Origin of the sequence: Bacillus sp. EE-W1 (assembly GCF_009760835.1) — a bacterium.
Lineage (GTDB): Bacteria > Bacillota > Bacilli > Bacillales > Bacillaceae_G > Bacillus_A > Bacillus_A wiedmannii.
On the sequence record NZ_WIPE01000054.1, the window covers coordinates 196,104 to 208,579 of the forward strand.

General features: G+C 34.9%; 12 protein-coding genes. 10 read left to right on the top strand and 2 right to left on the bottom strand.

The genetic code is table 11. From position 1 onward, the window contains the following. The first annotated feature begins 111 nt into the window (after nucleotides 1-111). The 4 genes from GFJ36_RS07400 (at nucleotide 112) to GFJ36_RS07415 (ending at nucleotide 3,896) form a co-directional block, all read left to right on the top strand. Nucleotides 112-453 carry a DUF485 domain-containing protein gene (locus GFJ36_RS07400; protein WP_062822009.1) on the top strand — a complete coding sequence of 114 codons (342 nt, stop codon included), beginning with the start codon at nucleotides 112-114 and terminating at the stop codon, nucleotides 451-453. A gap of 2 nt (nucleotides 454-455) precedes the next feature. After that, the gene (locus GFJ36_RS07405; protein WP_001103252.1) at nucleotides 456-2,006 is read left to right on the top strand and encodes a solute symporter family protein; all 1,551 of its coding nucleotides are present in this window, start codon (nucleotides 456-458) and stop codon (nucleotides 2,004-2,006) included. A gap of 180 nt (nucleotides 2,007-2,186) precedes the next feature. Further along, a complete protein-coding gene (locus tag GFJ36_RS07410; RefSeq protein WP_000850952.1) occupies nucleotides 2,187-3,536 on the top strand; it encodes an aspartate aminotransferase family protein in 1,350 nt (449 codons plus the stop codon). Between the two features lie 81 nt (nucleotides 3,537-3,617). After that, nucleotides 3,618-3,896, top strand: a complete 279-nt coding sequence (locus GFJ36_RS07415) for a DUF3986 family protein (RefSeq protein WP_088062751.1) — start codon at nucleotides 3,618-3,620, stop codon at nucleotides 3,894-3,896. Between the two features lie 60 nt (nucleotides 3,897-3,956). Here the strand turns inward: GFJ36_RS07415 and GFJ36_RS07420 are convergent, their stop codons facing one another. Further along, nucleotides 3,957-5,120, bottom strand: coding sequence for a cation:proton antiporter (locus GFJ36_RS07420; RefSeq protein WP_048543422.1), 1,164 nt, complete (start codon nucleotides 5,118-5,120; stop codon nucleotides 3,957-3,959). A 332-nt stretch (nucleotides 5,121-5,452) separates the two neighbouring features. Between GFJ36_RS07420 and GFJ36_RS07425 the strand changes: the two genes are divergently transcribed. The 3 genes from GFJ36_RS07425 to GFJ36_RS07435 all read left to right on the top strand — a co-directional run bounded on the left by GFJ36_RS07425 (nucleotide 5,453) and on the right by GFJ36_RS07435 (nucleotide 9,553). Beyond that, nucleotides 5,453-7,126 carry a ribonuclease J gene (locus GFJ36_RS07425; RefSeq protein ID WP_088062752.1) on the top strand — a complete coding sequence of 558 codons (1,674 nt, stop codon included), beginning with the start codon at nucleotides 5,453-5,455 and terminating at the stop codon, nucleotides 7,124-7,126. A 96-nt stretch (nucleotides 7,127-7,222) separates the two neighbouring features. Next, nucleotides 7,223-8,068 carry a MerR family transcriptional regulator gene (locus GFJ36_RS07430; RefSeq protein WP_088062753.1) on the top strand — a complete coding sequence of 282 codons (846 nt, stop codon included), beginning with the start codon at nucleotides 7,223-7,225 and terminating at the stop codon, nucleotides 8,066-8,068. A gap of 129 nt (nucleotides 8,069-8,197) precedes the next feature. After that, entirely contained in the window at nucleotides 8,198-9,553 is a 1,356-nt protein-coding gene (locus tag GFJ36_RS07435; protein ID WP_087985632.1) for an MATE family efflux transporter, read from the top strand. A 36-nt stretch (nucleotides 9,554-9,589) separates the two neighbouring features. On the opposite strand, the gene GFJ36_RS07440 is transcribed toward GFJ36_RS07435, so the two are convergent. After that, nucleotides 9,590-10,255: a DUF421 domain-containing protein gene (locus tag GFJ36_RS07440; protein ID WP_000923941.1), complete on the bottom strand. Its 666-nt coding sequence runs from the start codon at nucleotides 10,253-10,255 to the stop codon at nucleotides 9,590-9,592. 160 nt (nucleotides 10,256-10,415) lie between these two features. Between GFJ36_RS07440 and GFJ36_RS07445 the strand changes: the two genes are divergently transcribed. The 3 genes from GFJ36_RS07445 to nfsA all read left to right on the top strand — a co-directional run bounded on the left by GFJ36_RS07445 (nucleotide 10,416) and on the right by nfsA (nucleotide 12,429). Beyond that, a complete protein-coding gene (locus GFJ36_RS07445; protein WP_098230166.1) occupies nucleotides 10,416-10,994 on the top strand; it encodes a YdcF family protein in 579 nt (192 codons plus the stop codon). Between the two features lie 149 nt (nucleotides 10,995-11,143). After that, entirely contained in the window at nucleotides 11,144-11,461 is a 318-nt protein-coding gene (locus tag GFJ36_RS07450) for a magnetosome magnetite crystal formation protein family (protein WP_087985595.1), read from the top strand. Nucleotides 11,462-11,694: 233 nt separating this feature from the next. Then, nucleotides 11,695-12,429: an oxygen-insensitive NADPH nitroreductase gene (gene nfsA, locus GFJ36_RS07455; protein ID WP_088062756.1), complete on the top strand. Its 735-nt coding sequence runs from the start codon at nucleotides 11,695-11,697 to the stop codon at nucleotides 12,427-12,429. The last annotated feature ends 47 nt before the right edge of the window (nucleotides 12,430-12,476 follow it).

The following is a 12,476-nucleotide window of genomic DNA, read 5'->3' on the forward strand; positions in this document are numbered from 1 at the left end:
GCAGGAATGTATGGATTGTCTAAAATAGAAATAAGTTTCTGAATATTTATAAAATTTAGTCTTTAGGTATACAAGGGAGAATTGTATTTTCAGTAAGAGAGGGGAATGGGAATGAAAAGAGATGATACATCAGCACGTAAGTTACAAAATGAAGTGAATTATACAGAGGTTGTACAGTCAGAAGAATTTCAATTGCTATTAAATACGAAAAAGAAGTTTATCGTTCCGATGAGTATTTTCTTTTTAAGCTTTTTTATTGCATTACCTATTTTAACATCGTATTCAAAGGTGCTCAATACACCAGCATTTGGGGATGTTACGTGGGCATGGGTGTTTGCATTTGCGCAATTTATCATGACGTGGTCATTATGTATGATTTATAGCAAAAAAGCAGAATCCTTTGATAAAATCTCGCAAAAAATTCTACAAGATATGCAAAAAGGGAGGGGCTAACTTTGAATGTAACCGCTTTTGCATTATTTTTAATCATCGTTCTTGGTACACTCGTCATAACTTATTTTGCATCGAAGAAAACGAAAAATGCGAGTGAGTTTTATACAGCTGGAGGGGGATTAACTGGTTGGCAAAATGGTTTGGCCATTGCGGGAGATTATATGTCTGCTGCGTCTTTTCTTGGTATAGCCGGAGCCATCGCATTAACTGGTTTTGATGGGTTCTTTTATAGTATCGGTTTCTTAGTTGCTTACTTAGTTGTATTATACTTAGTTGCAGAGCCACTTCGAAATTTAGGGAAGTACACGTTAGCAGATATGATTGCGGCGCGTTTTGATGCGAAAAAAGTTCGCGGCGTTGCAGCGCTTAATACAATGACGATTTCGATTTTTTATATGATTGCACAATTAGTTGGGGCTGGTGCACTTATTAAATTATTATTAGGGATCGAATATACGACATCCGTTTTAATCGTTGGTACATTAATGACAGTGTACGTTATTTTTGGCGGAATGACTGCGACGAGCTGGGTACAAATTGTTAAGGCTGTATTACTTATGGCTGGTACATTTATTATTTCTGTTATCGTTTTCTCAAAATTTAATTTTAGTGTGACTGAAATGTTCGCGCAAATGAAAACAGCTACGCCATTAAAAGATTCATTTTTAAATCCAGGGGTAAAGTATAAGGATGGTCTTGATACACTGTCTTTAAATTTAGGACTAGTTCTTGGTACTGCCGGATTACCACATATTCTTGTTCGCTTTTTTACAGTACGTGATGCAAAAACGGCACGGCAATCTGTTGTGTACGCTACGTGGTTAATTGGCGCATTTTATATTATGACAATCTTCTTAGGATTTGGGGCAGCAGCATTTGTAGGAAATGAGGCAATTATGAAAGCAAACCCTGCTGGTAATATGGCAGCACCTTTATTAGCTAAAGCGTTAGGTGGAGATTTCTTATTTGCTTTCGTATCAGCAATTGCCTTTGCAACTATTTTAGCTGTAGTGGCAGGCCTTGTATTAACAGCAGCATCAGCATTTGCACATGATTTTTATAATGAAATTATTCGCAAGGGGAAATCAACGGAAAAAGAGCAAGTGTCAATGGCTCGCTATGCGTCTATTGGGGTAGCGGTATTATCCATTATACTAGCGTTATTTGCTCAAACGTTGAACGTAGCATTTTTAGTTTCATTAGCATTTGCAGTTGCAGCGAGTGCAAATCTACCAGTTATATTATTCACAATATATTGGAAGCGCTTCAATACAACAGGTGCCATTTCGGGTATGGTCGTTGGTCTTGTATCAGCAATTGTTCTCGTAGCCTTAAGTCCAAATGTTTGGAACCCTGTAGCTGGAAAAGCTATATTTGTTGGGGAAGCGATATTCCCATATACGACACCTGGAATTATTTCAATTCCGCTTGGATTCCTTGCAGCATATTTAGGAACCGTGTTATCTAGTAAGAAAGAAGATGCTGCGAAATTTGATGAGATTCTTGTGAAATCTAATACAGGTCATGGTGTTAGTGATGCATCGTCACATTAAAAAGAGAAGGGCTTTTCGATATATAAGAAAAGCTCTTTTTTTCTTGTAAATATTACTGTATTGTAAGTAGGATTTTGTCTTAATTTTGTGGAATGAAAATAAGCAGGGAGAAAATTAAATCATCATGGCACCAGCACAGCTTTTGTGAAAAATAAGTTGTTATGGAAGGTGGAAGAAATGATGAAAACGAAACAGACTGATGAATTATTAGCAAAAGATGAGCAATATGTTTGGCACGGAATGCGTCCCTTTAGTCCAAATAGTACAATGGTAGGGGCAAAAGCAGAAGGGTGCTGGGTTGAAGATATAGAAGGGAAAAGATATTTAGATGGTATGAGTGGTCTTTGGTGTGTGAATAGTGGATATGGCAGAAAAGAGCTCGCAGAGGCGGCTTATAAGCAATTACAAACATTATCATACTTTCCAATGTCACAATCGCATGAACCGGCTATAAAGCTTGCAGAAAAATTAAATGAGTGGCTTGGAGGAGAGTATGTTATTTTCTTCTCTAATAGTGGCTCGGAAGCGAACGAAACAGCTTTTAAAATAGCAAGACAATACTATGCTCAAAAAGGTGAACCGCATCGTTATAAATTTATGTCACGTTACCGCGGGTATCATGGAAATACAATGGCAACGATGGCAGCGACTGGACAAGCACAGCGTAGATATCAATATGAGCCATTTGCTTCAGGATTTTTACATGTAACGCCGCCAGATTGTTATCGTATGCCTGGAATAGAAAGAGAGAATATTTATGATGTAGAATGTGTAAAAGAAGTAGATCGCGTTATGACATGGGAATTAAGTGAAACGATTGCAGCTTTTATTATGGAACCAATTATTACGGGCGGAGGCATTTTAATGCCGCCACAAGACTATATGAAAGCTGTTCATGAAACGTGTCAAAAACACGGTGCCTTGCTCATTAGTGATGAAGTGATTTGCGGTTTCGGACGTACAGGAAAAGCATTTGGATTTATGAATTATGACGTTCAGCCAGATATTATTACGATGGCAAAAGGGATTACGAGCGCATATTTACCGTTATCAGCGACAGCTGTGAAAAAAGAAATATATGAAGCATTTAAAGGGAAGGGAGAATATGAATTCTTCCGTCATATTAATACATTTGGTGGAAATCCTGCAGCTTGTGCATTAGCGCTTAAAAACTTAGAGATTATGGAAAATGAAAATTTAATTGAGCGATCTGCACAAATGGGCTCGCTTTTATTAGAGCAATTAAAAGAAGAAATTGGAGAGCATCCACTTGTTGGGAATATTAGAGGGAAAGGTCTACTAGTTGGAATCGAACTAGTAAATGATAAAGAGACGAAAGAACCAATTGATAACGACAAAATTGCAAGTGTTGTAAATGCTTGTAAAGAAAAAGGTTTAATTATTGGACGAAACGGCATGACAACAGCAGGATATAATAACGTCTTAACATTAGCACCACCACTTGTTATTTCAAGTGAAGAAATTGCCTTTGTTGTTGGAACGTTGAAGACGGCGATGGAACGTATTTAATGAATCGAGCGAGCTGTAATATACAGCTCGCTTTTGTTTATTATGTGAAATATGATAAATTTTCAAAGGGAGGGAACTTTTATGAAGAAATATGACCCTAGTCAACATTATCACATCGGGTATTATGAAGATGGATACGATTTAGAAGTGACGGCGTACAAAAGAATAAATGAACCAGTTTGGGACGCTTATATTCCGCACTATGAGGTAGACAATTTTTATAAGAAAGTGGAGAAAATGAAGCTAGGTGAATATATAGATGATTACGGCATTATGGTGTATTCATTTAGTAATGATATTGATGATGAAGAAGCACGAATTATTTTTGAAAAATGGTTAAAAACGAATAAAATTGTTTAAAGATAAAACGAAAAAGGAGATTGCTATCTTATAAGATAGCAATCTCCTTTTTTATTAAACTTATTTACTTGCTTTCATTGCTTTATCTTTTGCACCAAAAGTGTATTTTAACATTGGTGGTGTAATCATTGTAGTTAAAATAACGACAATAACGATAGCTGTAAAGTAATCTTGTGCTAGTAGACCTGAAGAAAGTCCTGTTCCTGCGATGATAAGTGCAACTTCACCACGAGAAACCATTCCAGCACCGATAATTGCAGAAGACTTAGCGTCAAATCCAGTCATTCGTGCACCAAATCCACAACCAATTAGTTTCGTTAATACAGCGATTACTGTTAATGCTAGGATGAACCAAATTTGATTGCCAATACCGTCAAATGTAATATTCATACCGATACTAACGAAGAATACTGGAACGAACATAGCGTAAGCGATTGGTTCTACTTTCTTTTCTACTTCATGTTTGTAGTTCGTTTGAGAAATAGCGATACCAGCGGCGAAAGCACCGATAATACCAGCAATTCCTAATAGTTCGCCGAAATATGCGAATGAGAAACAGATGATAAGAGCCGCGCTCACGATAGACTCAGATACGCGTAGTGGTGATAACCAGCGCATAATCGCAGGAACACCTTTCCATCCGATTAAAATAATAGAAGCGAAGAATACAACTTTCTTCAAGATAACCATTGTTAAGTTAACATCGTCTGTACCTAAGAAGCTCATTGCAAATGCTAATAAAATAACAACAAGAATGTCATCAAATACAGCCGCGCCAAGCATAGTTGTACTTTCACGTGTTTTCATCTTTCCTAAATCACGAAGTGTTTGTACGGAAATACTAACACTTGTCGCACATAGAAGTAATCCTAAAAATACAGCATTTCCTTGTTCCATTCCCATAACAAGACCAGAAACGTAACCACCTACGAATGGTAGAATGATACCTCCAAGGGCAACAGCTAAAGAAGAATTACGATTTGCATTTAATTCCTCTAAGTCTGTTTCAAGTCCTGCCATAAACATTAAAAGAATAACACCGACATTACTTAATTGTGTTAGAAGCTCTGAATTTTCAATCCAACCTAATATAGCTGGACCGATAACGATACCGACAATTAATTTACCGAGTACAGAAGGTTGACCTAGTCTAACACTAAGGTCACCAGCAAGCTTTGTACTTAATAAAATAAGTGCAATTTGAAAGAAAAATTCGAAATCCATCGGATCCTCTCCTCATCATTTTTATTTTTATCATACGATTTCTCGGAATTTGCCTAATGAAAATATGTAAAACCCATTAAACAAAGGGTCTGATTACAAGTTCTTTTGAACTCGTAATTTGAACCTGTAATTAATATATAATATATTTTACAAAAAATCAATGAAAAAATGGGAGCTTTTTTGGAGAGAAAAGGTGTTATTAGGGATATACATATAAGAATAGTGTGTGAATTTTTATATGTATGAAATAGTATGAAGCCCTTTTTCATTACAAATAATAAAGCCTAAATACGATTTCAAGAATTATAAATGTGAAAGGGAGGGCTTATCATTTGAAGTCATTAAAAAACAATTTGTCTATCGTTGCTTTAGGTGGAGTAAATGAAATAGGAAAAAATATGTACGCTATTCAATATGAAAATGATATTATCGTTATTGATTGTGGATCTAAATTTCCAGATGAAAGTTTATTAGGAATTGATTTAATAATTCCAGACATCACATACTTACAAGAAAATAAAGAAAAAATTCGCGGGTTAGTCGTGACGCATGGACATGAGGACCATATTGGTGGAATACCATATTTTTTAAAACAACTAAACGTACCAATCTATGCGACGAAGTTAACGTTAGGTTTAATTGAAATTAAATTAAAAGAGCATAATCTTCAAAATGATACGGAATTAATCGTTATTCACGCAGAATCAGAAATCGATCTCGGTTCTATTAAGGCGACATTCTTTAAAACGAATCATAGTATTCCAGACTGTCTCGGTATTGTGTTTCATACACCAGAAGGTACTGTAGTACACACCGGGGATTTTAAATTTGATTTAACACCAGTAAATAACCAACATCCTGATATTCATAAAATGGCTAAAATAGGTAGTGAAGGTGTACTAGCTTTACTATCTGAAAGTACAAATGCAGAACGACCAGGTTTTACTCCATCAGAGAGATCGGTAGGGGAACGGATAGAGGAAATATTTATGAAAGCAAATAGAAAAGTAATTATTTCTACATTTGCTTCTAATGTGAATCGTGTTCAGCAAATAGTTGAAGCTTGCATAAAAACAAATCGAAAACTAGCTCTGCTCGGGAGAAGTATGGTAAATGTAGTAGAAGTTGCTCTAGAGAAAGGGTATTTACATATTCCAGACGACATGTTAATTGAAGCGAGTGAAGTAAATCGTTTAGATCCAAAGCAGGTAGCGATACTTTGTACAGGAAGTCAAGGAGAACCGATGGCAGCTTTAGCGCGTTTAGCGAGTGGAAACTATAGACAAGTTGATGTTTTAGCAGAAGATACGGTTATTATAGCGGCGACTCCGATTCCAGGCAATGAACGTAACGTTTCAAGAATTATAGATAATTTATTTGCTTTAGGAGCAAAAGTAATTTATGGATCAGGTAGTTCTACTGGAGTTCATGTATCTGGTCATGCGTATCAAGAAGAATTGAAATTAATGCTCACTTTAATGAAACCTAAATATTTTATCCCAATTCATGGAGAGTTTAGAATGCTACATCACCATAGCTTGTTAGCAGAATCAATTGGTGTCGAAAAAGAAAATATCTTTATCGTTCGTAATGGAGATGTTGTAGATATAAGTAATGAAGTGGCCATTCAATCTAGAAAAATACAGGCTGGAAATATATATGTAGATGGTTTAGGAATTGGTGATGTTGGAAATGCCTTATTACGTGATCGAAAACAACTTTCAGAAGATGGAATGCTCGTAATAGTTATTACCTTTAATAAAATGGATGGAGAAATTATTTCCGGTCCTGATATTATCTCTCGTGGATTCGTCTATGTTCGTGATTCAGAAGAATTTTTGAAGGAATTAAATAAATTAGCTGTTATTACGATTAATAATTTAAAGAAAGAGAATGTGAATAGCTGGGGTATTTTGAAAAGAGAAGTAAGAGAGGCTTTAGGGAAGTTTATATATACTAACACGAAAAGAAAACCGATGATCCTTCCTATAATAATAGAGGTTTAAGATTTAATAAAAAGAATTCTCTTAGGGGAATTCTTTTTTGTTTTGAAGACAGAATGAACATATAATGAAATAAATAGAAATGGAAGGAAATAAAAGATGTTATTAAATAAACGTTTTACAATTGGAGAAATGGCAAAAATGCATAATATAGCGGAATCTACTTTACGCTATTATGATGAAAAGGGGATTTTTCATCCGTCCATTGTGGACCCGCAAACAAATTATCGCTATTATACGATCGATCAATTTTCACTATTAGATACGATTAAATTTTTACGCCAATTAAATATTCCATTAAAGGAAATTAAGAAATATATTGATGAAAGAAATCCGGCATACGCACTCAATTTACTGGAAAAACAACAAGAAATGATGTTGAAAAAACAAAGAGAAATTGAGTATGCTTTGGCGAAAATGGAACATAAAATTCATTTAATTAAGGAAGCGACAAAAGCAAAAGCTGAACAAATGGTAATTAAAGAGATCCCGCAGCGAAAAATTACAGCAATTGCGGTTGCCCCGAATACGACGGATGATATGTTTGAGTACTATATTCATTCGTTGCAAAAAAATATGAAACAAATGGATGATAGCTTATTTTCTGGAGATATCGGTGTAACAGTTGCGAAAAAAGGATTAATGCAAAATGAGTTTCAAGCATATAGCAGTGTTTTTATTCTTTTGGATTACATGCCTTTTCAAATACATAGTTCAGATGAAATTAAAGAAGGCATGTTTGCCTGTGTATATCATCATGGACCATATGAAGAAACGGATGAAACGTATAAGAAGTTAATGAAATATATTAATCAAGAAGGATACGAAGTAAGTGGAGATGCGATTGAGATTGCATTAATTGATTGGTCTGTAACAGATAATCCAGAGGAGCAAGTAACAGAAATTCAAATTCCTATAATGAAAAAACAAAGCAATAAGTTGTAGGACTCGTATCATTACAAATTGGCATCAAACACGATAATTAAGTTACCTATTTTTTAATTCTCTATTGACCTTCAAGTAACTTGAAGGTTTAAACTGTGAACAGAGCATTGAAAAAGGAGCATTTATATGATGGAAACAACAGAAAAGTTAAGAGAAAAACCGATAAAAAGTTTATTTATTTCTTATTTAATACCAGCCGTTCTAGGAATGGTGTTAATGTCAGTTAATATTGTGATTGACGCGGTTATGATTAGTAGGGGAGTTGGAGCGAACGGATTAGCAGGAGTAAACGTGGCTATTCCAGCGTTTTCAATTTTCTTCTCTATTTCATTATGGATTGGAATGGGCGGGGCAACGTTATATTCCATTGCACTAGGTGAAAATAAATTAGATAGGGCAAGATCTATTTTTACTCAATCCATGACGGTAGCAGTAATTATCGTAGGTGTGTTAGCAGCGATTTGCTTATGGAGAATAGAAGATTTAGCATACTTATTCGGTGCAAACGAAGTGATTTTACCGTATGCGTTAGACTATTTACACGTGTTATTAACATTTGGAATGATATACGTTTTAGAAAATATTTTAAGTACATTTATACGAAATGACGGAAATCCTAATTTAGCAATGGCAGGTCTAGTTGTAACTGCTGTATTAAATATAGTGTTTGACTATATCTTTATTTTCATCTTTGGATGGGGTGTAACAGGTGCTGCTTCAGCGACTATTCTTTCAGCAGCAATTGGTTTCCTTGTATTATTAACGCATTTCTTTAGAAAAAGTAGTATTTTAAAGTGGACGAAATTCCATTTTGAATGGGATACAGTTAAACAAATTATGATTATAGGTTTTCCTAGTTTTACAGCAGAAAGTACAGTAGCGATTGTTACGATTGGTTTTAATATTGCATTCGTTCAATATGCAGGAGAAGTAGGAGTCGCTTCTTATGCGATGGTGAACAGTATTCATGCGATGACATTACTACTATTCTTCGGTGTTGGAGCAGCGTTACAACCGATCGCTAGTTTCCATTACGGGGCAAATTTACCAGAAAGATTGCGTGAAGGATTAAAGTTCGCTGTAAAAATTGCGGTAGTACTCGGTGGTATTGCAATAGTTATCGGATTATTCTTCGGGAAATATATTATTGGTCTATTTGATGTCCAATCTCCAGAGTTATTGGAGTTAACATTAACGGGTATTAGCTTGTTCTTTATCCAATATGTATTTTTAGGATATAACATTGTGTATGGAGAGTACTTCCAATCAGTGCGACAAACGACAAAATCAGTGCTGATTATAATGAGCCGAGGGTTACTATTTATTATTCCATTATTATGGATTATGCCAAAAGTATTTGGGATAAATGGAATTTGGCTCGTTATGCCAGTAGCTGAAGTATTGACAGCGATTATCGTATTTACGATGAATCGTATGAAACATCCTGTTCCATTAAATATGGCGGGAGAGAAAGAAGCGATTTAATGAAGAAAATCCCCTTGAGCAAGTAAGGGGATTTTTTTACTCTTTTAAACTAATCGCAAAAGATCCATCTGTTTCTTGAACAGACGCGAAAGCAACGCTTTTAATATTAGTGATGCCCTTTTCTTTTAATTCTTTATATAACCATTTTTCGTCTTTATGAATTAACTTTAAGTTATCGTATTGAATTTGCGAATCAACGATAAGGGCAATTGGTAATCCAGCATACGTAACATCTATGTTTAAATCTTTTGGAGTTAATGGTACAAGTTCACGCTTTGGTAAAATGCTAATGGCTCCGTTCGCTTCTAAAATAGCATATTCAATTTCGTGAACACTTGGATATCCTGCGACGCGAAGGTTAGACAGTAGTTCAGCGATTGGATATCTACTTTTTTGTAAGTTTTCAAAAATAATATCACCATGTTTAATTAAAATGATAGGGTGTCCGAGAATAAAACGATTTAGTTTGTTTAGTAAGCTTAATTTTGTAAGAAGCAAATGCAAACATGTAATAACGACCATACCGAGAAAAGCTTGCAAAGCACCAGAGACAGGTATGGCCTGAAAAGCTAAATAAGATAAAAAGATAATAGCACCAAAATCATGAGGAGTTAGTTGTGCTAAAGCTGATTTACCGAGCATTTTAAGTGATAGTAAAAATAAGATGAAAAAGAACGATACGTTACATAAAAAGAGAAGCAATAGAGACACTCCTTCGTGCAAAGTTGTACTTACTGTTCCCGAAAGAAATATAAATATTACTTTCCAGAGGATAAATTAGGCTGAATTGGAATTTGTCTGTATACAAACAAATAAATGGATATTATCATGAAAGAAGCAAAGAACATAGGAGTATATGGATATGAAAAAGAAGAAAATAATTAAGTATATGATAGGCATTATAATCATTTGCACCGTTTATGCAGGATTTTTACAATATAACATTTATAAGCATGGACAGATGAATGCAACCTACGATGCGGATTATATAATTGTATTAGGATCGAAAGTAAATGGAACGAAACCGTCGTACTCATTGCAATATCGTATTGATAAAGCAGCTGAGTATTTACAATCACATGAGAAAACAATTGCTATAGTATCTGGAGGGAAAGGAAAAGGAGAAGATATTTCAGAAGCATTAGCAATGAAAAATGGATTAATGAAACTAAAAATTGCAGAAGACCGCATTATAATGGAAGATAAGTCAACGAGTACAGAGGAGAATATTAAATTCTCAAAACCGTTAATTCCAGACAATATGAAAAAAGGAAAGATCGTAACAAACGATTTCCATATGTTTAGAGCGAAAAAAATAGCAGCCAAGCAAGGTTTACAATTAGAAGGTCTTCCGGCTGAAACACCGAAGCGAATTGTCATTCCATCGAATATACGAGAGTATTTAGCCATTACGCAATATTGGTTTATGAATCGAATATAGAGAAAAGTAATCCCGTCTGGAAGTCCAGTCGGGATTATTTTTGATGAAAATCTTACAAATATGTCATGTTCATGAAAGGTAAAGCGATAGTTTCTAGAATCGATTCCTGACATAATGAAGATAACAAAAACTATTTAGAGGTGAATCGGATGAAAGGAAATAATATATTATCTTCACTATGTTACTTTAGTATCTTTTTTGCACCATTTTTACTGCCAATTATCGTCTACTTCGTTGCGGAGGATGAAGTGAAATACCACGCGAAAAAAGCATTTTGGTCACATATTTTCCCGTATGCGGTTTTATTTGGTGGATTAGCAGTATCCGGCATATATGGTTTAAGCTTCAATCAATCTGATGGTGCTGGAATTGGAATGATGATCACATATGCAGTATTCATTCTTGTAGGGATTTATTACTTCATTTGGAATATCGTAAAAGGTATTAAAGTTTTGAAAACAACGTAATAAGACAAGAAATAATTTGATGTAAACCTGTCGGTATTTGTTGATAAGTCGATATATTTGAAAAATCGTTGATATAATGCAAGGAATCGTCGATATAATTTCATTTACCGTACTAATAGACGTTTTAAAAAAGAGCAATTCAAAAAGAATTGCTCTTTTTGTGCTTATAAGTTGTGAATATTGAAAAAGATATGTTAATTTTTCATTATGAAGAGAAAAAAGGAGTGTTTTTCATGAATGAGATCATACATAAAATGGAGCAACACGTTTCAGTTCGTAAATATAAAGAAGAATCAATTCCGAAAGATGTAGTAGAAAGAATGGTGCAAGCTGCGCAGCATGCTGCTTCCTCGCATTTTGTACAGGCGTATTCTGTTATATATGTAACAGATCAAGACCTAAAGGTTAAACTAGCAGAGCTATCCGGAAATCGTCACGTGAAAGACTGTGCAGCATTCTTTGTTTGTTGTGCAGATTTAAAACGACTTGAAATGGCGTGTGAACAGCATGGTACAGAGATTAAGCATGAAGGAGTAGAAGACTTTATCGTTGCGACGGTAGATGCTTCACTGTTCGCGCAAAACTTAGCGTTAGCAGCAGAATCGTTAGGATACGGTATTTGTTATATTGGTGGTATTCGTAATAACCCGAGAGAAGTAAGTGAATTGCTTCATTTACCAGATAAAGTATATCCTATATTCGGAATGACAGTTGGTGTACCAGATGAAAATCATGGAGTGAAACCGCGTTTACCAGTAGCAGCAATTCTTCATGAAAATGGGTATGATGAAAAGAAATATGATGAATTATTAAACGAATACGATGAAACGATGAGCTCGTATTACAAAGAAAGATCAGCAAACAAGAAAAACGTAACATGGACGGAATCAATGAGTTCGTTTATGGCTAAAGAAAAAAGAATGCATATGAAAGAGTTTTTAAGTGAAAAAGGATTTAATAAGAAATGAGAAAAAAGGCAGACCTGCATGCAGGTCTGCCTTTTTTGGAGGAGAAA

What these genes read in the sequence shown, in the direction of transcription:
- GFJ36_RS07450 (WP_087985595.1), top strand. Translation starts at nt 11,144, where the DNA reads ATGAAAGGAAATAATATATTATCTTCACTATGTTACTTTAGTATCTTT.
- GFJ36_RS07430 (WP_088062753.1), top strand. Translation starts at nt 7,223, where the DNA reads ATGTTATTAAATAAACGTTTTACAATTGGAGAAATGGCAAAAATGCAT.
- GFJ36_RS07415 (WP_088062751.1), top strand. Translation starts at nt 3,618, where the DNA reads ATGAAGAAATATGACCCTAGTCAACATTATCACATCGGGTATTATGAA.
- GFJ36_RS07400 (WP_062822009.1), top strand. Translation starts at nt 112, where the DNA reads ATGAAAAGAGATGATACATCAGCACGTAAGTTACAAAATGAAGTGAAT.
- GFJ36_RS07420 (WP_048543422.1), bottom strand. Translation starts at nt 5,120, where the DNA reads ATGGATTTCGAATTTTTCTTTCAAATTGCACTTATTTTATTAAGTACA.
- GFJ36_RS07435 (WP_087985632.1), top strand. Translation starts at nt 8,198, where the DNA reads ATGGAAACAACAGAAAAGTTAAGAGAAAAACCGATAAAAAGTTTATTT.
- GFJ36_RS07445 (WP_098230166.1), top strand. Translation starts at nt 10,416, where the DNA reads ATGAAAAAGAAGAAAATAATTAAGTATATGATAGGCATTATAATCATT.
- nfsA (WP_088062756.1), top strand. Translation starts at nt 11,695, where the DNA reads ATGAATGAGATCATACATAAAATGGAGCAACACGTTTCAGTTCGTAAA.
- GFJ36_RS07410 (WP_000850952.1), top strand. Translation starts at nt 2,187, where the DNA reads ATGAAAACGAAACAGACTGATGAATTATTAGCAAAAGATGAGCAATAT.